The organism is Enterobacter cloacae complex sp. SHL009 (assembly GCF_049237205.1).
Classification (GTDB): Bacteria; Pseudomonadota; Gammaproteobacteria; order Enterobacterales; family Enterobacteriaceae; genus Enterobacter; species Enterobacter cloacae_M.
The window spans coordinates 105,595-126,782 of the sequence record NZ_JBMKIW010000001.1; the positions used below are offsets into that span (position 1 = coordinate 105,595).

General features: G+C 57.2%; 23 protein-coding genes. 11 read left to right on the forward strand and 12 right to left on the reverse strand.

The features are described 5' to 3' along the window. Positions 1 to 3: 3 nt before the first annotated feature. Positions 4 to 924 carry a glutathione ABC transporter permease GsiC gene (gsiC, locus tag ACOTZC_RS00495; RefSeq protein WP_023310911.1) on the forward strand — a complete coding sequence of 307 codons (921 nt, stop codon included), beginning with the start codon at positions 4 to 6 and terminating at the stop codon, positions 922 to 924. Position 925: 1 nt separating this feature from the next. Further along, positions 926 to 1,837, forward strand: a complete 912-nt coding sequence (gene gsiD, locus ACOTZC_RS00500; protein ID WP_024908682.1) for a glutathione ABC transporter permease GsiD — start codon at positions 926 to 928, stop codon at positions 1,835 to 1,837. Positions 1,838 to 1,900: 63 nt separating this feature from the next. Here the strand turns inward: gsiD and rimO are convergent, their stop codons facing one another. Next, positions 1,901 to 3,226: a 30S ribosomal protein S12 methylthiotransferase RimO gene (gene rimO / locus ACOTZC_RS00505; RefSeq protein WP_023310913.1), complete on the reverse strand. Its 1,326-nt coding sequence runs from the start codon at positions 3,224 to 3,226 to the stop codon at positions 1,901 to 1,903. Positions 3,227 to 3,442: 216 nt separating this feature from the next. Between rimO and bssR the strand changes: the two genes are divergently transcribed. Together bssR and ACOTZC_RS00515 are read left to right on the forward strand one after the other, a co-directional pair. Further along, entirely contained in the window at positions 3,443 to 3,826 is a 384-nt protein-coding gene (gene bssR, locus ACOTZC_RS00510) for a biofilm formation regulator BssR (RefSeq protein WP_045355708.1), read from the forward strand. Positions 3,827 to 3,932: 106 nt separating this feature from the next. Further along, complete coding sequence (locus ACOTZC_RS00515; protein ID WP_163353610.1) at positions 3,933 to 5,051, forward strand: PQQ-dependent sugar dehydrogenase; 1,119 nt, start codon at positions 3,933 to 3,935, stop codon at positions 5,049 to 5,051. On the opposite strand, the gene ACOTZC_RS00520 is transcribed toward ACOTZC_RS00515, so the two are convergent. After that, positions 5,052 to 5,678 carry a glutathione S-transferase family protein gene (locus ACOTZC_RS00520; RefSeq protein ID WP_045403705.1) on the reverse strand — a complete coding sequence of 209 codons (627 nt, stop codon included), beginning with the start codon at positions 5,676 to 5,678 and terminating at the stop codon, positions 5,052 to 5,054. Between the two features lie 240 nt (positions 5,679 to 5,918). Between ACOTZC_RS00520 and dacC the strand changes: the two genes are divergently transcribed. Then, positions 5,919 to 7,124, forward strand: coding sequence for a serine-type D-Ala-D-Ala carboxypeptidase (gene dacC, locus ACOTZC_RS00525; RefSeq protein ID WP_023310917.1), 1,206 nt, complete (start codon positions 5,919 to 5,921; stop codon positions 7,122 to 7,124). A 97-nt stretch (positions 7,125 to 7,221) separates the two neighbouring features. Here the strand turns inward: dacC and deoR are convergent, their stop codons facing one another. The 3 genes from deoR to ACOTZC_RS00540 form a co-directional block, all read right to left on the reverse strand. After that, a complete protein-coding gene (gene deoR / locus ACOTZC_RS00530) occupies positions 7,222 to 7,980 on the reverse strand; it encodes a DNA-binding transcriptional repressor DeoR (RefSeq protein ID WP_008503427.1) in 759 nt (252 codons plus the stop codon). 67 nt (positions 7,981 to 8,047) lie between these two features. Beyond that, positions 8,048 to 8,656: an undecaprenyl-diphosphate phosphatase gene (gene ybjG / locus ACOTZC_RS00535; RefSeq protein ID WP_023310918.1), complete on the reverse strand. Its 609-nt coding sequence runs from the start codon at positions 8,654 to 8,656 to the stop codon at positions 8,048 to 8,050. Between the two features lie 7 nt (positions 8,657 to 8,663). Next, the gene (locus tag ACOTZC_RS00540; RefSeq protein ID WP_421635540.1) at positions 8,664 to 9,392 is read right to left on the reverse strand and encodes a phosphatase PAP2 family protein; all 729 of its coding nucleotides are present in this window, start codon (positions 9,390 to 9,392) and stop codon (positions 8,664 to 8,666) included. 168 nt (positions 9,393 to 9,560) lie between these two features. Between ACOTZC_RS00540 and ACOTZC_RS00545 the strand changes: the two genes are divergently transcribed. After that, positions 9,561 to 10,793: an MFS transporter gene (locus tag ACOTZC_RS00545; RefSeq protein ID WP_045355703.1), complete on the forward strand. Its 1,233-nt coding sequence runs from the start codon at positions 9,561 to 9,563 to the stop codon at positions 10,791 to 10,793. A gap of 90 nt (positions 10,794 to 10,883) precedes the next feature. On the opposite strand, the gene ACOTZC_RS00550 is transcribed toward ACOTZC_RS00545, so the two are convergent. Next, positions 10,884 to 11,696: a Cof-type HAD-IIB family hydrolase gene (locus ACOTZC_RS00550; protein ID WP_045403703.1), complete on the reverse strand. Its 813-nt coding sequence runs from the start codon at positions 11,694 to 11,696 to the stop codon at positions 10,884 to 10,886. Continuing rightward, entirely contained in the window at positions 11,686 to 12,900 is a 1,215-nt protein-coding gene (locus ACOTZC_RS00555; RefSeq protein WP_023310922.1) for an MFS transporter, read from the reverse strand. Before ACOTZC_RS00555 ends, ACOTZC_RS00550 begins: the two co-directional genes overlap by 11 nt. An 81-nt stretch (positions 12,901 to 12,981) precedes the next feature. On the opposite strand from ACOTZC_RS00555, the gene ACOTZC_RS00560 reads away from it, so the two are divergent. Beyond that, complete coding sequence (locus ACOTZC_RS00560) at positions 12,982 to 13,533, forward strand: TetR/AcrR family transcriptional regulator (RefSeq protein WP_023310923.1); 552 nt, start codon at positions 12,982 to 12,984, stop codon at positions 13,531 to 13,533. Positions 13,534 to 13,554: 21 nt separating this feature from the next. Here ACOTZC_RS00560 and arsC read toward each other — a convergent pair whose 3' ends face one another. The 4 genes from arsC to ACOTZC_RS00580 form a co-directional block, all read right to left on the reverse strand. Continuing rightward, the gene (arsC, locus tag ACOTZC_RS00565) at positions 13,555 to 13,986 is read right to left on the reverse strand and encodes a glutaredoxin-dependent arsenate reductase (protein ID WP_239632165.1); all 432 of its coding nucleotides are present in this window, start codon (positions 13,984 to 13,986) and stop codon (positions 13,555 to 13,557) included. 12 nt (positions 13,987 to 13,998) lie between these two features. Then, positions 13,999 to 15,288, reverse strand: coding sequence for an arsenic transporter (locus ACOTZC_RS00570; RefSeq protein WP_163353615.1), 1,290 nt, complete (start codon positions 15,286 to 15,288; stop codon positions 13,999 to 14,001). Positions 15,289 to 15,328: 40 nt separating this feature from the next. Next, positions 15,329 to 15,649, reverse strand: a complete 321-nt coding sequence (locus ACOTZC_RS00575) for a metalloregulator ArsR/SmtB family transcription factor (RefSeq protein ID WP_163353616.1) — start codon at positions 15,647 to 15,649, stop codon at positions 15,329 to 15,331. 251 nt (positions 15,650 to 15,900) lie between these two features. Continuing rightward, positions 15,901 to 17,586 (reverse strand): aspartate:alanine antiporter, encoded by a 1,686-nt coding sequence (locus ACOTZC_RS00580; RefSeq protein ID WP_163353629.1) that lies wholly within the window; start codon positions 17,584 to 17,586, stop codon positions 15,901 to 15,903. A gap of 273 nt (positions 17,587 to 17,859) precedes the next feature. Between ACOTZC_RS00580 and ACOTZC_RS00585 the strand changes: the two genes are divergently transcribed. Continuing rightward, a complete protein-coding gene (locus ACOTZC_RS00585) occupies positions 17,860 to 18,234 on the forward strand; it encodes an inner membrane protein YbjM (protein WP_023310928.1) in 375 nt (124 codons plus the stop codon). A gap of 30 nt (positions 18,235 to 18,264) precedes the next feature. Here the strand turns inward: ACOTZC_RS00585 and ACOTZC_RS00590 are convergent, their stop codons facing one another. Continuing rightward, positions 18,265 to 18,534, reverse strand: a complete 270-nt coding sequence (locus tag ACOTZC_RS00590) for a GrxA family glutaredoxin (protein ID WP_006809455.1) — start codon at positions 18,532 to 18,534, stop codon at positions 18,265 to 18,267. A gap of 184 nt (positions 18,535 to 18,718) precedes the next feature. Between ACOTZC_RS00590 and nfsA the strand changes: the two genes are divergently transcribed. From nfsA to ACOTZC_RS00605, 3 genes are all read left to right on the forward strand, one after another. Next, positions 18,719 to 19,441 (forward strand): nitroreductase NfsA, encoded by a 723-nt coding sequence (nfsA, locus tag ACOTZC_RS00595; protein WP_045403691.1) that lies wholly within the window; start codon positions 18,719 to 18,721, stop codon positions 19,439 to 19,441. A gap of 69 nt (positions 19,442 to 19,510) precedes the next feature. Then, positions 19,511 to 20,413 carry a 30S ribosomal protein S6--L-glutamate ligase gene (gene rimK / locus ACOTZC_RS00600; protein ID WP_023310930.1) on the forward strand — a complete coding sequence of 301 codons (903 nt, stop codon included), beginning with the start codon at positions 19,511 to 19,513 and terminating at the stop codon, positions 20,411 to 20,413. 63 nt (positions 20,414 to 20,476) lie between these two features. Then, positions 20,477 to 20,953, forward strand: a complete 477-nt coding sequence (locus tag ACOTZC_RS00605; RefSeq protein WP_014169308.1) for a YbjN domain-containing protein — start codon at positions 20,477 to 20,479, stop codon at positions 20,951 to 20,953. The last annotated feature ends 235 nt before the right edge of the window (positions 20,954 to 21,188 follow it).

The following is a 21,188-nucleotide window of genomic DNA, read 5'->3' on the forward strand; positions in this document are numbered from 1 at the left end:
CTCATGCTGAATTACGTTTGTAAACGCCTGCTGGGGCTTATCCCGACGCTGCTGATTGTGGCGGTCCTGGTGTTTTTGTTTGTCCATATGCTGCCGGGCGATCCGGCGCGTCTGGTTGCCGGCCCTGAGGCGGATGCCACCGTTATTGACCTGGTGCGTAAGCAGCTTGGCCTCGACCAGCCGCTGTATATGCAGTTTATCCACTATATCTGTAACGTTCTGCAGGGCGATTTTGGTATTTCGATGGTGTCGCGCCGTCCGGTGTCGGAGGAGATTGCCAGTCGATTTATGCCGACATTCTGGTTAACGATAGCCAGCATGAGCTGGGCGGTCGTGTTTGGGCTTGGCGCCGGGATTATCGCGGCCGTCTGGCGCAACCGCTGGCCGGACAAGCTCGGCATGGCGCTGGCGGTGACCGGCATCTCCTTCCCGGCGTTCGCGCTGGGAATGCTGCTGATGCAGATCTTCTCCGTCGAACTGGGCTGGCTGCCGACCGTCGGGGCCGATACCTGGAAGCATTACATCCTGCCTTCCATGACGCTGGGGGCTGCCGTTTCGGCGGTAATGGCGCGCTTTACCCGCGCCTCGTTCGTTGACGTGCTGAGCGAAGATTATATTCGCACCGCGCGGGCGAAAGGGGTCAGCGAGAAGTGGGTCATTCTCAAGCACGGGTTTCGCAATGCGATGATCCCGGTGGTGACGATGATGGGGCTGCAGTTTGGCTTCCTACTCGGCGGCTCGATCGTCGTGGAAAAGGTCTTCAACTGGCCGGGGCTGGGACGCCTGCTGGTCGATTCCGTCGAGATGCGCGACTACCCGGTGATCCAGGCGGAAGTCCTGCTTTTTTCGCTGGAGTTTATTCTTATCAACTTAGTGGTGGACGTGCTCTACGCCGCCATTAACCCGGCCATCAGGTATAAGTAAGATGCGATTGTTGAACTGGCGACGTCAGGCCGTTTTAAACGCGATGCCGGGGCTAAAACCGGACCACGTCCGCACCCCGTGGTCTGAATTCTGGCGGCGTTTTCGCCGTCAGCCGGTCGCGATGACCGCGGGGCTGTTTGTGCTGCTGCTTATTGCAGTGGCGGTGATTGCGCCGTGGGTGGCGCCATTTGATGCGGAAAACTATTTTGACTACGACCGTCTGAACGACGGACCGTCGATGCTGCACTGGTTCGGCGTGGACTCCCTCGGGCGCGATATCTTTAGCCGCGTGCTGGTCGGGGCGCAAATCTCGCTTGCCGCCGGGGTGTTCGCGGTGCTGATCGGCGCGGCTATCGGTACCGTGCTGGGGCTCGTTGCCGGATATTACGAAGGCTGGTGGGACCGCATCATCATGCGCATCTGCGACGTGCTGTTTGCTTTTCCCGGCATTCTGCTGGCGATTGCCGTGGTGGCGATCATGGGCAGCGGCATGGCCAACGTCATCATAGCGGTCGCGGTGTTTTCGATTCCGGCGTTTGCGCGCCTGGTGCGCGGCAACACGCTGGTGCTGAAACAGCAGACCTTTATAGAATCTGCCCGCAGCATGGGGGCCAGCGACGCCACCATCCTGTTCAGCCATATTCTGCCGGGTACGGTGTCGTCCATCGTGGTCTATTTCACCATGCGCATCGGCGTGTCGATTATCTCGGCGGCCAGCCTGTCGTTTTTAGGGTTGGGGGCTCAGCCTCCAACGCCGGAGTGGGGCGCGATGCTGAACGAGGCGAGGGCGGATATGGTGATTGCACCGCACGTGGCGATCTTCCCGAGCCTGGCGATTTTTCTGACCGTGCTGGCGTTTAACCTGCTGGGTGACGGTCTGCGCGACGCGCTGGATCCGAGGATTAAGGGATAGCGCAGTGAAATGTGCCGGGTGGAGGCTACGCCTTACCCGGCCTACAAAAGAGGAGCAGGAAGATTAAACCCGGCTACCCCACAGGTCATACTCGTCCGCGTTTTCAACCTTCACGCGAATAATATCACCCGGTTTGACGTTGGTTTCGCCGTTCAGGTACACCGCGCCGTCGATCTCAGGGGCGTCCGCCATGCTGCGGCCAATCGCGCCTTCTTCGTCCACTTCGTCAACGATCACCATGATCTCGCGGCCCACTTTTTCCTGCAGACGCTCGGCAGAGATCTGCTGCTGCAGCTGCATGAAGCGGTTCCAGCGCTCTTCTTTCACCTCTTCCGGCACCTGGTCCGCCAGCTCGTTGGCGGTTGCGCCTTCTACCGGGCTGTACTTGAAGCAGCCTACGCGGTCCAGACGCGCTTCTTTCAGGAAGTCGAGCAGCATCTGGAAGTCTTCTTCGGTTTCACCCGGGAAGCCGACGATGAAGGTGGAGCGCAGGGTCAGATCCGGGCAGATTTCACGCCACTGCTTGATGCGCGCCAGCTGGCGATCAACGGAGCCAGGGCGCTTCATCAGCTTCAGGATACGCGGGCTGGCGTGCTGCAGCGGGATATCCAGGTACGGCAGAATTTTGCCTTCCGCCATCAGCGGGATCACGTCGTCAACGTGCGGGTACGGATAGACGTAGTGCAGACGCGTCCAGATACCGAGTTTAGACAGCTGCTCGCACAGGCCGACCATGCTGGTTTTCACCGGCTCGCCGTTGTGGAAACCGGAGCGGTGTTTAACGTCCACCCCGTAAGCCGAAGTGTCCTGGGAGATGACCAGCAGCTCCTTCACGCCCGCGTCGGCCAGACGTTTAGCTTCCGCCAGCACTTCGCCAATCGGACGGCTCACCAGATCGCCACGCATGGACGGGATAATGCAGAAGGTGCAGCGATGGTTGCAGCCTTCGGAAATTTTCAGGTACGCGTAGTGGCGCGGCGTCAGCTTAACGCCCTGCTCCGGCACCAGGCTCAGGAACGGGTTGTGCTTTGGTTTTGGCACGTAGTGATGAACATGTTCCAGCACCTGCTCGTAGCTGTGCGGGCCGGTGATCTCCAGCACCTTCGGGTGCACTTCGCGGATCTGGTCTTCTTTCGCGCCCAGACAGCCGGTAACAATCACTTTACCGTTTTCCGTCAGGGCCTCACCGATGGCTTCCAGTGATTCCTGAACCGCGCTGTCGATAAACCCGCAGGTGTTCACGATCACCATATCGGCGTTGTCGTAGCTTGGCACCACGTCATAGCCCTCGGTGCGCAGTTCGGTCAGGATGCGTTCGGAATCCACGAGGTTTTTCGGGCAGCCCAGGGAGACGAAGCCGATTTTCGGCTGGTGCGTAACATTGCTCATAGGTTAAAAATTCATCAATTATGGAGTTATCAGGGCGGGATTTTACAGCGTATCGCGGGGGATTTATACACTCTTTGCAAGGCGGATGCGCCGGGCGGACGTTGTAACATTGTAAATAATGTTAATCAGTTAATAAAAATTGATCCCAGGCATTAAACTGTACAAAAAATGTACTTATCCTGACTATGCACAATGGCTGACAGAGGAGGAAAGAGCATGACCGTTGACAGACTTAAACGCGATCTGCTTACCAAGCTGATCAACGCCCGAATCGACCTGGCCGCGTACCTGCAGTTGAGGAAGGCAAAAGGGTATATGTCAGTCAGCGAAAGCGAACATCTGCGTGATAACCTGTTTGAACTTTGCAATTTCATGCGTGAAAAAGCACCGACCCTGAAGGCGAAATACGGCGAAAGTGAGCTGATCGCCCTGCGCCGCGCCGCTGAGGTGCTTTCCATCGCTGGGGTATGTCTGATGAACGGACGCCACGACTGCCCGAATTTTATCGCTGTTAACGCGGAGAAGCTTGAAAACTGCCTGACCACGCTCTCTCTATGCATCATGTGCCTGAACGAGCACGAGAAGCTTGAACAGCACTGACCCAGGGGGAGGTAACTCCCCCTTCTGATTAAGCTTTTGTAAAAGTGGTAACGCGTCCGGATGCAGTGGCTAACCTTTATGCCATATGCCGATAAAGGAGCGCGTTATGCCTCGATCCTCGCTAATTTCCCTGCCTGCGCTGTTCATTCCGTTTTCGCTTCTTGCTGCCCCGGAGGCGGTCAAGGTCGAGGTGCTGCAAAACAAACTCGATCATCCCTGGTCTCTGGCGTTTCTGCCGGACAATAAAGGCCTGCTGGTGACCCTGAAGGGCGGTCAGCTCAAACGCTGGCAGGCCGGAAAAGGGCTGTCCGATCCGATTGTCGGCGTGCCGAAGGTCTGGGCAAACGGTCAGGGAGGATTGCTGGACGTGGTCCTCGCCCCGGATTTTGAAAAATCGCGCCGCATCTGGCTGAGCTTCGCCGAAGCAGGAAGTGACGGCAAAGCCGGAACGGCGGTGGGCTATGGCCGGTTAAGCGATGATTTTACGCGCATTGAAACCTTCCAGGTGGTGTTCCGCCAGATGCCGAAACTCTCCACCGGGAACCATTTTGGCGGGCGGCTGGTATTCGACGGCAAAGGCTCGCTCTTTATCGGACTCGGCGAGAACAACCAGCGCCCGACGGCGCAGGATCTGGATAAATTGCAGGGTAAAGTGGTGCGCCTCACCGAAGACGGAAAAGTGCCGCCGGATAACCCGTTTGTGAATACCCCCGGCGCGCGACCCGAAATCTGGTCTTACGGCATTCGCAACCCGCAGGGGATGGCGATGAATCCCTGGAGCGACGCGCTGTGGCTGAACGAGCACGGTCCGCGCGGCGGGGATGAGATCAACATCCCGGAGAAAGGAAAGAACTACGGCTGGCCGCTGGCGACGCACGGCATTAACTACAGCGGTCTGAAAATTCCTGAAGCCAAAGGCGAACACGTTGAGGGAACCGAAAAACCGCTGTTCTTCTGGAAAGTCTCGCCCGCCGTGAGCGGTATGGCGTTTTACAACAGCGACGTCTTCCCGCAGTGGAAAAACAAGCTGTTTATCGGCGCGCTGAAGGAAAAGGACGTTATCGTGCTGAGCGTGGAGGGCAATAAGGTAACGGAGGACGGGCGAATTCTGGGCGACCGGGATAAACGTATTCGCGATGTGCGGGTGGGGCCGGATGGGTATCTGTATGTCCTGACCGACGAGACGGACGGGCAGCTGTTGAAAGTCAGCCCGTCCGGCGCGTAATCAGGTGACCGGGATCATTACCACGTTGCGGTAAGCCGGGCGATCGCTCAGCTGTTTAAGCCAGCGCTCCAGGTGAGGGCGCGGCGTCCACTTCAGGCCCATATTGGTCAGGTTCCAGACGAACGGCGCCACGGCGATATCGCCTGTGCCGAACGCCTCGCCGGAGAACCAGGCGTGCTTCGCCAGCTCGTCATCCATCATCGCGAAAAGATTTTCGCAGGCATCCTGCGCGGCGTGAATCGCGGGATAATCGCGTTCGGCTTCCGGCGTGCGGATAAGTCCCATCAGGATCACGCGGTGGGTTGGCGAAAGCGTCTGGTTCGCCCAGTCCATCCACTTTTCGCCTTGGGCGCGCTGCGCCGGGTTTTCTACCCACAGACGCCCTTGACCGTACTGGGCGGCGAGGTAACGCACAATGGTGTTAGATTCCCAAAGCGTCGCGTCGGTTTCATCATCGCGCAGCAGCGGCACCAGGCCGTTCGGGTTCATGGCCAGATAGTCGGCCTCTTTATTCACGCCGAACGACATGCCGGCCATGATTTGATTGAACGGTAAATCCAGCTCCTCAAGCGTCCAGAGCACTTTCTTAACGTTGGTCGAGTTGTTCCTGCCCCAAAGCGTAATCATATTTACTCCTGATGAGATGTGAATCCGGGTCAGCTTTCGCCATGGTGAGATAAACCTAACAATTACGCAACAGAAGACAAAAAAATCGTCTGAATCAAAGCGTATCTGAATGTTATTGCATAAACTTTAATAACTTTACCCTCGTTGGGTTTCTTTAACCGTTTTAGTGCGCTATTACTCATCGCTTCTTGCGACACGGTGATGTGACGTAATTTTTGAATGGACACTCGGGTGGCATTTATGACGCGTAAAATGACTTCTCTGCGCAGCCTTGCGACAGGCTCTGCGCTCCTTTTCCTGTTTGCACCAACGCTCTACGCAGCTGAACAGGCTGCGCCCGAAGCGCCGCCTGTGGATGCGCGCGCCTGGATCCTGATGGACTATTCCAGCGGTAAAGTGCTGGCGGAAGGCAATGCGGATGAGAAACTCGATCCGGCAAGCCTGACCAAAATCATGACCAGCTATGTGGTAGGCCAGGCGTTGAAAGCGGGCAAGATCAAGCTGGACGATATGGTGACCATCGGTAAGGACGCGTGGGCGACCGGCAACCCGGCGCTGCGGGGTTCTTCGGTGATGTTCCTGAAGCCGGGGGATCAGGTCTCCGTTTCCGATCTGAACAAAGGGGTAATTATTCAGTCGGGAAATGATGCATGTATCGCGCTGGCCGATTACGTTGCCGGCAGTCAGGATTCTTTCATTGGTTTGATGAATGGCTACGCGCAGAAATTGGGCTTAACCAACACCACGTTCAAAACGGTTCACGGTCTGGATGCACCGGGACAGTTCAGTACCGCGCGCGACATGGCGCTGCTGGGGAAAGCGCTGATCCACGACGTGCCGGATGAATACGCCATCCACAAAGAGAAAGAGTTTACCTTCAATAAAATCCGCCAGCCGAACCGCAACCGCCTGCTGTGGAGCAGCAACGTTAACGTGGACGGAATGAAAACCGGCACCACGGCGGGCGCAGGCTATAACCTTGTGGCCTCCGCGACCCAGGGCGACATGCGCCTGATTTCGGTGGTGCTGGGTACTAAAACCGATCGCATCCGTTTTAACGAATCAGAAAAACTCCTGACCTGGGGCTTCCGCTTCTATGAGACCGTGACGCCGATTAAACCGGATGCCACGTTCGTCAGCCAGCGCGTCTGGTTTGGCGACAAGAGTGAAGTCAATCTCGGGGCGGGTGAAGGCGGCTCGGTGACCATTCCGCGCGGTCAGCTAAAAAACCTGAAGGCCAGCTATACCCTGACCGACCCGCAGCTCACGGCTCCGCTGAAAAAAGGCCAGGTGGTCGGGACGATTGATTTCCAGCTAAACGGGAAGTCGATTGAACAGCGTCCGCTGATTGTGATGGAAGCGGTGGAAGAGGGCGGCTTCTTCAGCCGGATGTGGGATTTCGTGATGATGAAATTCCACGGGTGGTTTGGCAGCTGGTTCAGCTAAGTTTTTTGCCGGGTAGCGCTGCGCTTACCCGGCCTGTGTTTTTTCTCCCTCTCCCTGTGGGAGAGGGCCGGGGTGCGGGCATCAGACTGCACCCCTCTTAATACATCAACTTCACCTGCTGCGCCTTTGCGTGGGCCACAATCTCGTCGTCCGGGCGGCAGTCGCTGACGATGGCGTCAAACTGCGCCAGCTCCCCCATTCTTGCCGAACGCACCTTGCCAAACTTGCTGTGATCGACCACCAGCACATGATACTGCGCCGCGCTTAACGCCCAGTGCTTCACCGGCAGCTCTTCCAGGTTAAAGCAGGTCGCGCCCTGACGCACGTTGACGCCTGCGGCGGAATAAAACGCAATGTCCGGGCAGAGATTGCTGAGCGTATCTTGCAGGTTAAGCGGCTTAAAGATGGCGTTGCTGGCGTGAAACTCGCCGCCGCAGAGGATCACCCGGCACTCGGGTTTCTCCTGCAGCGCCAGAAAGGTGTTCAGGGAGTAGCACACGGCGGTAAAAGGGATGCTGCTGTCGATAGCTTCGATAATCCACGGCGTGGTGGTTCCGCAGTCAAAAAACAGCGTCTGGTGCGGCTGTACCAGTGAGGCCGCAAGCCGGGCGGCCTTACGCTTCTCTTCCACCAGGCGCGTCTTCTGGTCGCTGATCAGGTAATGGCTGGCGCTACGCGGCTCAAGCACAATATACCCGCCCAGCAGCACGACGGGCGCGCTTTCGCTGTTCAGATCCCGACGAATGGTCATCTCTGAGACGCCGAGGAGGTTGGCGGCTTCCTTAAGATGCAGCTTATCGCTGCGCTTCAGCGCCTGTAGCAGCTGAGCAATGCGGTCATCGCGACGTGTTTCCATAGTTCCTCGGGATAAAAAAGTGAACCCCCGCAGGGCGGGGGTTCAAGTGTAACCTGTCAGGTTGGGGTTAGTCACGTATCCAGCCTTTGCGGATCGGGATAGCGAAAATGGCGCGATAGAGCGAAGACAGCGTGCGGTAGAGCGCTTCACCGAAGAGGCTCCACAGGATAGCCGCGCTCACGCAGCCAATCATCCCGACCAGGAAACCGCCCACCATATCCAGCGGCCAGTGAACGCCCAGGTAAACGCGAGACCAGGCGATTGCCAGGGCCGCCACCATCAGGACCGCGCCGGACCACAGGCGATGCCAGAACAGGAAAGCCAGCGCGAAGGTGAAGATCACCGTACCGTGATCGCTCGGGAACGAGTCATCCGGCGCGTGGTGCAGGAAGGTATAGCCGACGTGATCAACAAAAGGACGATCGTGCGGGAAGACATGGCCGAGAATGTAGCTGACCAGGACGCTTACCCCGAGCGCCATCGCCACTTTAATCACCAGCTGGCGCTGCGCCTTCACCTGGCTGCGGGGCCCCCACAGCCAGAGAATCGCAGCCAGTGCAGGCACGATGCTGATCAGATCTTTTGCCAGAAAGGTGGCAAAATCGATCGTCCACTCAGGCGAGGCTGGCGTGGCGTTGATCAGATAAAACAGCTGATAATTCAGATTCTCTAACATAGCGTTATCACTCTTTAGCAAACCGGGTGGAAATAAGTCCGTAGACAACCACCTGGGAAAACCAGACCCACCACCCGGCCCACAGGTTGTGAGAGAAAAAATGCGCCCCGCGCATGACCTGGCCGTAGCCCATCGCCAGACCTAACACCACGCCCAGCGCGACGAAGCACCAGGCGAGACGCGGACGCTCGCGCCTGAAGGCAAAAAACAGCCCCATCACCATAAAGCCGCTGGAGGCATGACCGCCGGGAAAACAGCGCCCCGGACCGCTGTCAGCAGGGACGGCGCTGAACAGGGGATAAGACATAGCCTTACCGCCATATTCCACCAGATCCCACGGGCAGCTGTGATGGCTCACGCTTTTCAGCACGCCTACCACCAGCGCGCCAACGCCCATCAGCAGCGCCGCCGTGACCAGCCTTGCGTTGCGCTTGTAGGCGCCGTAAAACAGCGCCACGGCACCTAAGCCGATGGCGATGTACTTCGCCAGGCGGTGGTTCAGCAGATCCAGCAGGTGGTCCTTCTGTAGCGGAAAGCTCTGCGTTGCCGCGTCATACCAAAAGGAGGTGATCCATCTGTCGAGAGCTTCACTGCGCGATAGCCACGTAAACACCACGGCAAGGGCGATCAGTACGAAAAGCTGATAACCATAAAAGCGGCCCGGTAAGCGGTAAAGTCGTTTTGTCTTATTTGTCTGTAAGTTAGACAATTCTGAACGGCTGGAGGTGAGTGCCATAATTTGGGATCGTTGACGAGTAATCGGGCTATCATAGAAGCGTCAACTTAAGGAAACCTTAAACGAAGACGATATGTGCTTTATTTCTGTTTATCCTCGATAAATCACTATCTCGGGCTGCGGCATTTCATTAAACTCGTCGCGATTTTGTCATTATAAAGAGATTGCATGTTAAACCGTTCTTCTTCTGGTTCACGTCTGGGTCGTCAGGCGTTGCTTTTCCCTCTGTGTCTGGTGCTCTACGAATTCTCTACCTATATCGGCAACGATATGATCCAGCCCGGTATGCTGGCCGTTGTGGCGCAGTACAACGCGGGTATTGAGTGGGTGCCGACCTCCATGACCGCCTATCTGGCCGGCGGCATGTTTTTACAGTGGCTGTTAGGGCCGCTGTCGGATCGTATTGGCCGCCGTCCGGTAATGCTCACGGGCGTGGTGTGGTTTATCGTCACCTGTCTCGCCACGCTGCTGGCGCAAAACATTGAACAATTTACCCTGCTGCGTTTCCTGCAGGGGGTGAGCCTGTGCTTTATCGGCGCCGTGGGATATGCCGCCATTCAGGAGTCGTTTGAAGAGGCGGTGTGTATCAAAATTACCGCGCTGATGGCGAACGTGGCGCTGATCGCCCCCTTACTCGGGCCGCTGGTGGGTGCCGCGTGGGTGCACGTTGCGCCGTGGGAAGGGATGTTTGTGCTCTTTGCGGTTCTCGCCGCCTTCGCGTTCTTTGGCCTGCACCGGGCGATGCCGGAAACGGCCACCCGCATCGGCGAGAAACTCTCGCTGAAAGAGCTGGGTCGGGATTACAAAGAGGTGCTGAAGAACGGCCGCTTTGTGGCGGGCGCGCTGGCGACCGGGTTCGTTAGCCTGCCGCTGCTGGCGTGGATCGCGCAGTCGCCGGTCATTATCATCAGCGGTGAAAAGCTCAGCAGCTACGAGTATGGCCTGCTGCAGGTGCCGATCTTTGGCGCGCTGATTATCGGGAACCTGGTGCTGGCACGTTTGACGTCACGACGCACCGTGCGTTCGCTGATTATCATGGGCGGCTGGCCGATTGCGGCAGGGCTGATTCTGGCTGCGGTGGCTACCGTCGCGTCATCCCACGCCTACCTGTGGATGACGGCGGGGCTCAGTCTTTATGCCTTCGGGATTGGCGTGGCCAACGCCGGGCTGGTGCGCCTGACGCTGTTTGCCAGCGAGATGAGTAAAGGCACGGTGTCAGCTGCGATGGGGATGCTGCAGATGCTGATTTTTACCGTCGGTATCGAAGTGAGCAAGCATGCCTACGCGATGGGCGGCAACGGGCTGTTCAGCCTGTTTAACCTCGCCAACGGCGTGCTGTGGGTTGGCCTGATGGTGGTGTTCCTGAAAGACAAACGCGTCGGGAACGCCCTGCAACCTTAACCTGTTTATTCCCTCTTCCTGTTGGCGAGCACGGAACAGTCCCCTCTCCCTGTGGGAGAGGGCTAGGGTGAGGGCACCAGACCGCACCGGTCAATTAAACGGTGCCTCCCCGTTCAACACCTTCTCAATCACGTTTAAAACGCCTTCATCATTATTATGCGGCGCTTCAAAACGCGCTGCCGCTTTGATATGCGGTCTGGCATTCGCCATCGCAAAGCTGAAACCGGACTGGCGCAGCATCTCCACGTCGTTGCCGCTGTCGCCGAAGGCCACCACTTCGCTATCGTCAATGCCCCAGCGCTTTTGCAGGATCCGCAGGCCGTTGGCTTTATGCACGCCGGGGATGATCAGGTCGATACTGCCGTGGCCGGTGGTGACGGGGACCATGATGTCACTCAGCTTTTCATGCAGCAGCGCCTGAATACGCGGAATTTCATCGTCAGACACGTTGAGTCCGAACTTGAAGAAAATATCGTTCAGGTTGTCGAAATTACTCACCATTTCCAGACGGTGATAGTACTTCGCCGCGATCTCCTTAAAGCCCTCGTCATAGCATTTCAGCGTGTACGCGCTGCTTTTCCCGCAGGCGATAATCTCAATGCCCGTAACCTCGTTTAACACGTTCGCGACGGTCTCGAAATGGGCTTTCGACAGTTCGCCGTTAAAAACATCTTCACCTTCGCTTACGACCCAGCCGCCGTTTTCGGCGACGAACGCAATTTCATGCGCAATCTCCGGGAAAAAGGAGATCAGCTGGTAATACTGGTTGCCGCTGGCGACCACGAAGCGAATGCCTTGCGCCTTCATGCGGGCATACTGCGCCAGAAAGCGCGGCCGATTATAGGTCTTGGCATCGCTCAGAAAAGTGCCATCCATGTCGACGGCGATCAGTTTAACGCTCATATCCCTTCTCCAGTGTCGTTTGATTTGTTTCCGGCTTTGCCACCGCGCGCGCCACCAGCGCGGCGATAATGACCAACCCTAACACCACCAGCATGGCGCTGCGCAGCCCGTAGTGCTCGCCGAGGAAGCCGAGCAGCGGCGGCCCGACCAGGAAGGCGAGATAGCCCGTGGTTGCCACCACGCTGACGCGCGTCGGGGCATCCGGGCCGGTATCGCTGGCGGCTGAAATGGTCAGCGGGAAGCCGAGGGACGCGCCCAGCCCCCAGAGGATCACCGAGACGCCGGCAATCCAGTCCACATCCACAAAGATGATCATCGCGATACCCAGGCCGCCCAGCAGGGCGCTGGCGCGCACCACCGCCACGCGGCTGTAGCGGTCGATAAACCAGCCGCCGGTGAAGCGCCCGACGGTCATCCCCAGCGTAAACCCGGCGTAAATCAGCGAGCCGGAGGTCGGGCTAAAGCCGTGACCGTCCACCATCAGCAGCGGCAGCCAGTCGTTGGCGGAACCTTCGGCGAACGCCATCGCCAGCACCACCACGCCGATCAGCATCAGCTGGAAGTCGCGGTAGAAGGGCAGCCCTTTTTCAGCCGAGTGCTGTTCGTCAGCGGAGTTCTTACCGGTGCCGTCCGGGATGGCCCGGATGCCGGTCAGGATCGGAATGATGCACACCAGCGCCGCCAGCAGGATATGCAGATTCGCGCTCACGCCGGTGGCCGTCAATGCCATCCCCACGCCCGCACCGGCCAGCGTGCCGAGGCTGTAAAAACCGTGCATCATTGGCAGCACGGTTTTATTCATCTCACGTTCGACCGCCGCCCCTTCCACGTTGATAGCAACTTCCGCCGAACCGAAGCTGCCGCCAAATACCGTCAGGCCCAGGGCGAACAGCACCGGCGAGGCAAACCACAGCGCCACGCTTAATATTCCCATCCCGAACACGGCAAAGCACATGGTGGTGCGGATCACCGCTCGCGTACCGAAGCGCTTTACCAGCCACGCGGAGCAGAGAATGCCGCTCATGGAGCCTATCGACAGGCCGAACAGCACGATGCCCATCTCGGCGGTAGAGACGGACAAAATATCGCGAATGGCGGGGGTGCGCGTGGCCCAGGAGGCCATCAGCAGGCCGGGAATGAAGAAGAACATAAACAGCGCCCACAGGCGTCGCTGCAGGGCTTTACGGGGAGAGGTCAGCGTCATCGGGATAGCACCAGAAGTACAACAATAGCGACAACACTAGCAAGTTTGTGTACATTTGTACACAAACCACGTGAGGAATTTATGAGCAGACCACCGAACGATCCGCATCGCCGGGAGAAGATCCTGCAGGCAACGCTCGATACCATCGCCGAACACGGCATTCACGCCGTCACGCACCGTAAAATCGCCACCTGCGCGGGCGTGCCGCTGGGGTCGATGACCTACTATTTCGACGGTATGGAGCCGCTGCTGGAGGAGGCCTTCACGTGGTTTACCCGCCAGATGTCGAAGCAGTACCGGGATTTCTTCGCGGGCGTCACAGGGCCGGAAATGGCGTGCGAATCCATCACCACGTTGATCCACAGCTCGCAGGTGACCACGCCGCACAACATGGCGCTGATGTATCAGCTCTATGCCTTTATGCACCGCAGCGCGGCGCTCAAAACGGTGATGCAGGACTGGATGAAGATGAGCCAGACCACGCTGGAGCAGTGGTTCGACCCGGTGACCACCCGCGCGCTGGACGCGTTTATTGAAGGGATGACGCTGCACTACGTGACCGACCGGGCGCCGTTAACCCGCGAAGAGATCCGGGCGATGGTGGGGAGAATTGCGGGCGAGGGGAATCCTTAGGTAACACTCGCCCTGCCAGTTTTACCTGTGTTCGATTTTTTTCCCGCTGGCGTCCACCACCGCTTCGCCATCCTCTTTCGTAAACGCCCCTTTCTGCGCATCCGGCAGGATGTCGAGGACGACTTCAGACGGGCGGCACAGGCGGGTGCCCAGCGGCGTCACCACGATCGGACGGTTAATCAGGATCGGGTGTTGCAGCATAAAATCAATAAGCTGGTCGTCGGTGAAGTTATCTTCAGCAAGGCCGAACTGTTCATAGGGCTCCACGTTTTTACGCAGCAGATCTCGCACTGAAATGCCCATCTCGGCAATCAGAGCGGTCAGCGTATCGCGCGACGGCGGGGTTTCCAGATAGAGGATAATCTCTGGCTCGGCGCCGCTGTTGCGGATCATCTCCAGCGTGTTGCGCGAGGTTCCGCAGGCCGGGTTGTGATAAATGGTGATGTGGCTCATATCAGTGGCTCATTACAGTGTGAAGGAGAGACGTAGCGCCAGCGCGGCGAGCGTCACAAACAGGACCGGCAGCGTCATAACGATGCCCGTCCGGAAATAGTAGCCCCAGGTGATCGTCATGTTCTTCTGCGCCAGCACGTGGAGCCAGAGCAGGGTGGCGAGGCTGCCGATAGGCGTGATTTTCGGCCCCAGATCGCAGCCAATCACGTTGGCGTAAATCATCGCTTCCTTAATCAATCCTGTCGCCGTACTGCCCTCGATGGAGAGCGCGCCAATCAGCACGGTGGGCATATTGTTCATTATGGATGACAGAAACGCAGTGATGAACCCGGTTCCCAGCGTGGTGGCCCACAGACCGTGTCCGGCCAGGCTATCCAGTACGCCTGAGAGATATTCCGTCAGCCCGGCATTGCGCAGGCCGTACACAACCAGATACATCCCCAGCGAGAAGATGACGATTTGCCACGGTGCGCCGCGCAGCACTTTTCCGGTGTTTATCGCATGTCCGCGTTTTGCGACGGCGAATAAAATCAGCGCGCCGACGGTCGCAATGGCGCTGACAGGAATGCCGAGCGGTTCAAGCACGAAGAAGCCGACGAGAAGTAGCAGCAGCACAATCCAGCCCGTTCTGAACGTCGGGAGATCGTGAATGGCCCGAGTGGGCTCGCGGAGTTTTGCCAGGTCATATTTCGGGGGGATTTCCTTGCGAAAGAACAGATGCAGCATGACCAGAGTTGCGGCAATCGCGGCGATATCCACCGGGATCATTACCGAAGCGTATTCGCTGAACCCCAGCTTAAAGAAGTCTGCCGACACGATGTTGACCAGGTTGGACACAATCAGCGGCAGGCTGGCGGTATCGGCGATGAAGCCCGCCGCCATCACAAACGCCAGCGTGGCCTGCTTGCTGAACCCCAGCGCGAGCAGCATGGCGATGACGATAGGCGTCAGGATCAGCGCCGCGCCGTCATTGGCAAACAGCGCCGCCACGGCTGCACCCAGCAGCACGATATAAGTAAACAGCAATCGCCCGCGACCGTTCCCCCAGCGGGCGACGTGCAGCGCCGCCCACTCGAAAAAGCCGGACTCGTCCAGCAGCAGGCTGATGATAATGACGGCAATGAACGTCGCCGTAGCGTTCCAGACGATATTCCACACCACAGGTATATCGTTAATGTGAATCACGCCGCTGGCCAGCGCCAGCACGGCACCGATGGTTGCGCTCCAGCCGATACTGAGTCCCCTGGGCTGCCAGATGACCAGTACCAATGTGAATAAAAAAATCGCTCCTGCCAGAAACATCGCTTACTCCGTTATATCTGTTTTTGTGAATGTATTGTTATCAACACGAGCCTGAAAGTCGATTTTTCAGCTTCATGCGCGTCTCTTCCCGCAGGCAGTTCCAGCTGTTGTCGATAACGACTGCCGCCCACGCAGGCATGTTGGGAGAGAGACGGTAATGGACCCATTTCCCTTCACGGCGATCGATAACCAGCCCGGACTCGCGCAGCAGCCCCATGTGGCGGGAGACTTTAGGCTGCGACTCGGTGGTTGCGGAGCAGAGATCGCAGACGCATAGCTCGCCCGCTTCGCGGAGCAGCATGACGATGGCGAGCCGCGTTTCGTCGGAGAGGGTTTTGAAGAGCTGGAGCGGGTGGAGCATGGGATTTCCTGCAGGTGTGATTTTATATATGTTTAATCATATGTGTTTTGGTGGCAAGAGAGAAGAAAAGAATAGAGGAAGGTGAATTTAAGGCAACAAAAAACCCATCAACCTTGAACCAAAACGGCGGGGTTGATGGGCTCCACAAATTGGGGACATCAAAGAAAAGCAGTGGCACTAGTTATGACTGCCCCCTGATAAAAAAGTTCTGCGCGTAACGAAAATATTTTCCCCGCGCGCAAACTTAGGAGTTATCCGAGTCCAGGCCAGATGATAACGATCAGCGTACCCGCCAGCGTCAGCAGCACGTTAGCGATAGCATATGTGCCCGCATAGCCCAGCGCCGGGATGTTGCTGCGTGCGGTATCGCTGATGATTTCCATGGCTGGCGCACAGGTACGCGCGCCCATCATTGCCCCAAAGAGCAGGGCGCGGTTCATGCGCAGCACGTAGGCGCCGAACAGGAAGCAGATAATGACCGGCACCAGGCTGACGATCAGTCCGGACAACAGCATCTGCCAGCCGACGGCGCCCAGGCTGTGGCCGATACCGCTTCCCGCGCTTAAGCCCACGCCCGCCATAAAGACCATCAGACCGAACTCTTTCACCATGTTCAGTGCGCCCTGCGGAATGTAGCCGAAGGTTGGGTGGTTGGCTCGCAGGAAGCCCAGCATGATCCCGGCAAACAGCAGCCCGGCGGCGTTACCGATGCCGAAGCTAAAGTTGCTGAACTGGAAGGTAATCATTCCGATCATCAGGCCAACGATAAAGAAGGCGCAGAAGGCCAGCAGGTCGGTGACCTGGCTGTGGATGGAGATAAAGCCGATGCGGTCGGCAACGGTTTTCACGCGTCGTGCGTCGCCGCTGACCTGCAGTACGTCGCCTTTGTTGAGCACGACGTTGTCGTCGATAGGCATCTCAATCTGGCTGCGGATCACGCGGTTGAGGAAGCAGCCGTGGTCGGTCAGCTTCAGCTGCGCCAGACGGCGGCCCACGGCGTTATGGTTTTTCACCACGATCTCTTCGGTGACGATACGCATGTCGAGCAGGTCTCGGTCGAACACCTCTTTGCCGTTACGGAAGCTCGGGTCGAGACGGGCGTGGGCGTCCGGGTAACCCACCAGCGCGATGTCGTCGCCCATCTGCAGCACCGCGTCGCCGTCCGGGTTCGCCAGAATGCCGTTGCGGCGGATACGTTCGATATAGCAGCCCGTCTGGCGGTAAATTCCCAGCTCGCGCAGATTTTTGCCGTCTGCCCATGCCACCAGCTCTGGCCCAACGCGATAGGCGCGGATCACCGGGAGATAGACTTTACGTTTGGAATCGGTATCCAGACCGCGCTCGCGGGCGATTTGCTGGGCGCTGGTCTGCAGATCCTGATGCTGCAGTTTTGGCAGATAGCGCGCGCCGACAATGAGGCTCACCAGACCAATCAGATAGGTCAGGGCATAGCCCAGGCTCAGGTGGTCGAGTGCGGCAGAAAGTTGTGCGCCGGCCATGCCGGAATGACGCAGGGTATCACCGGCACCCACGAGCACGGGAGTGGAGGTCATGGAGCCTGCCAGCATACCGGCCGTTAACCCGATATCCCAGCCAAACAGTTTACCCAGCCCTAACGCGATCAGCAGCGCGCTGCCGACCATCACCAGCGCCAGCATCAGATAATTTTTGCCGTCGCGGAAGAAAATTGAAAAAAAGTTCGGTCCCGCTTCCACGCCAACACAAAAAATAAACAGCATAAAACCTAAGTTGAGCGCGTCCGTGTTAATGCTGAAGTGCTGTTGACCTAATAATAAGGAGACGACTAAAACGCCAATGGAATTACCAAGTTGAACTGAACCCAGGCGCAATTTACCCAGGCAAAGGCCCAGCGCCAGTACCACAAATAATAACAGGATGTAATTCCCATTTAACAAGTCTGCGACGTTTATATTCACGGAGGCTAACTTCTTGTTTACCAGTAAGTTGTTGAATGAAAGGACTATTTGGGCTACTGTTTTCTGGGCCAGGGAACGCGTTCAACCCTCCCTGTTACCTTATTTATTCCCTAAAACATTAGCTGGCCGATAGTTTAATCGTATTAGCTACTGACAGCTACCTATTATCGCATCACCCTGTGCGTACTTTGGCAAGGATTGCCGCACTGCTTTATCTGACTGGGCGTCTACCCGACGAAGGTGTATTTGATAGAGATAAGTCAGGAGGATAGTTTGAACATTAAACGAAACTGGGCGGGGGTGATCAGCTGCTTTTTGCTGTTTACCGTCGTGTGCATGTCGCTCGCTTTTAATGTGAAAGGGGCATTCAGGGCTGCCGGACATCCGGAGCTGGGACTGCTCTTTTTTACCCTGCCGGGAGCGGCTGCCAGTTTTCTTTCCCGTAAAGGGGAGGTGGTCAAGCCGCTTATTGGCGCAATGCTGGCGGCACCGCTGTGTCTGCTGCTGATGCGCATGCTGTATGTATCAACGCGAAGTTTCTGGCAGGAGCTGGCGTGGTTGCTGAGCGGCGTCTTCTGGTGCGCCCTCGGCGCGCTGTGCTATTTGTTTGTGTGCAGTCTGATTAAGCATCGACGGCACCATAATTAAAAACGCCCTCAGGGTGAGGGCGTCTTCGCATTACTGAGCGGCAAACAGGCCCAGATGCTCTTTGGCGTAAGCTTCAAAGTCAGTGCAACCGCCGATGTGTTTCTGATCGAGGAAGATCTGCGGTACGGTTTCAACCGGCTTGCCGACGGTTTTTTCAAGATCCGCTTTGGTGATGCCTTCCGCGTGGATATCCACGTAGCGGAAGTTGAAGTCATCGCGCTCTTCGGTCAGTTTCTCAGCCAGCTCTTTCGCGCGCACACAGTAAGGGCACCCTGGACGACCAAAAATTACTGCAAACATTTCTCTCTCCTCAAAAAACAAGCCTGACGGCGAATAGGACATATAGTGCCCGATAACCTGCCGCCATTAAAGAAGGTTTCGCCTGTCGCTTTGATACAGTAAGGCTATGTTTCGCCAATTACACCGCGCAAATCATTGCCTATACTGGCTGCCATACGGTTTAAGCAAGACAAAGAGAGACAAGATGACGCCAACCATAGACCTGCTCACATCCCACCGTTCCATCCGCCACTTCACCGACGAGCCGATTACCGAGGCGCAGCGCGAAGCGATTATTAACAGCGCCAGGGCGACCTCCAGCTCCAGCTTCCTGCAGTGCAGCTCGATTATCCGCATCACCGATCCGGCCATGCGTGAACAGTTGGTCACGCTGACCGGCGGGCAGAAGCATGTGGCCCAGGCCGCGGAGTTCTGGGTGTTCTGCGCCGACTTTAACCGCCACCTGCAGATCTGCCCTGAGGCAGAGCTGGGGCTGGCCGAACAGCTGCTGCTGGGCGTGGTGGATACCGCACTGATGGCGCAAAACGCCTTTACGGCGGCGGAGTCGCTGGGTTTGGGCGGTGTCTACATCGGTGGCCTGCGTAACAACATTGAAAGCGTGACCGAGCTGCTGAAGCTGCCAAAACACGTTCTGCCGCTGTTCGGCCTGTGCCTCGGCTGGCCTGCGGATAACCCGGATCTGAAGCCGCGCATTCCTGCCGCCATGCTGGTGCACGAAAACCACTACCAGCCGGTCGATCAGGACGTCCTGAATCAATATGATGAAGAACTGGCGAACTACTACCTGACGCGCGGCAGCAATAACCGTCGCGATACCTGGACTGACCATATTCGTCGCACCATCATTAAAGAAAACCGCCCGTTTATTCTTGATTACCTGCACAAACAGGGCTGGGCGACGCGATAGTCCATTCCGCCTGCGCCTGCCTGCGTATATGATATGCAGGCTTTTTCCATGTCTTCAGAGAGGTGCAGGGTGAAAATTGCCATATTGTCCCGGGATGGAACGCTCTATTCATGTAAGCGCCTGCGAGACGCGGCGGCGAAACGCGGGCATCAGGTTGAGATCCTCGACCCGATGTCCTGCTATATGAACATTGACCCGGCCGCCTCGTCGATTCACTACAAAGGCCGCAAGCTGCCGCACTTTGATGCCGTGATCCCGCGCATCGGCTCCCAGATAACCTATTACGGCACCGCCGCGCTGCGCCAGTTCGAGATGCTGGGCAGCTATCCGCTCAACGAATCCGTCGCCATTTCCCGCGCCCGCGACAAGCTGCGCTCGCTGCAGCTCCTCGCCCGTCAGGGGATCGATCTCCCCGTCACGGGGATTGCCCATTCACCGGACGACACCAGCGATCTGATCGACATGGTGGGCGGCGCGCCTTTGGTGATTAAGCTGGTGGAAGGTACGCAGGGCATTGGCGTGGTGCTGGCGGAAACGCGTCAGGCGGCGGAGAGCGTGATTGACGCCTTTAGGGGCCTCAATGCGCACATCCTGGTGCAGGAGTACATCGAAGAGGCTAAAGGGCGCGATATTCGCTGCTTCGTGGTCGGCAATGAGGTGGTGGCGGCCATTGAGCGCCAGGCGAAAGAGGGCGATTTCCGCTCTAACCTTCACCGGGGCGGCATTGCAAGAATCGCGGATATCAGCGATCGCGAACGGGAAATTGCCGTGAAAGCGGCGCAAACCCTGGGGCTGGACGTGGCGGGCGTAGACCTTCTGCGGGCGACGCGCGGGCCGCTGGTCATGGAGGTGAACGCCTCGCCGGGGCTGGAAGGCGTGGAAAAAACCACAGGAGTCGATATTGCGGGTAAAATGATCGCATGGATCGAGCGTCATGCCACGCCGGGCTACTGTCTGAAAACGGGCGGTTAAATGGTATTGAACGCACTTTTTGCGTACCCTATGCACAGATTATATTGAAGAGGCTGCACAGCGATGGATTTACAGGTCGTACCAACACTGGATACGTTACGTCAATGGCTTGATGATGCCGGAATTACGTTCTTCGAATGCGATTCCTGCCAGGCGCTGCATCTGCCTCATATGCAGAATTTCGACGGCATTTTCGATGCCAAAATCGATCTCATTAACGACGTCATCCTTTTCTCGGCGCTGGCCGAAGTGAAGCCGTCCGCGCTACTGGCGCTGGCCTCCGACCTGTCAGCGATCAACGCCAGTTCTTTGACGGTGAAAGCATTTCTCGACATACAGGATGATAATCTGCCAAAACTGGTCGTTTGCCAGTCTTTATTCTCCGGTGCCGGGCTGTCGTTCAAGCAGTTCTCCTGGTTTATGCGCTTGAGCGAAGAGCAAATTTCCATGGTCATGATGGAAGCCAATGCACACCATCTGCTGTATAGCGCGGAAGATGATGCAGAGAATAATGATGCATCTCCCAATTTTCTTCACTAAGCCTGTCTGACTTTTGCGCAGTCGCTGCCATAGCGGCTGCAGAAGGCCATTTTTTCTGCTGCTTTTAACCTTTCTTTAAAGAGTTTTTCACCTCCCTGAAGGCCGTTTCGGCTTATCACGTAGACTTAACCTGCATAAAAAATTGATAAAAGGCGTTTTTTCGTCTGGGCTATAGCCGGAGACACGGGCTACAGTTATTCTTGCGATGCTTAAAAAAGCGAGCGGAAGCTGCCGG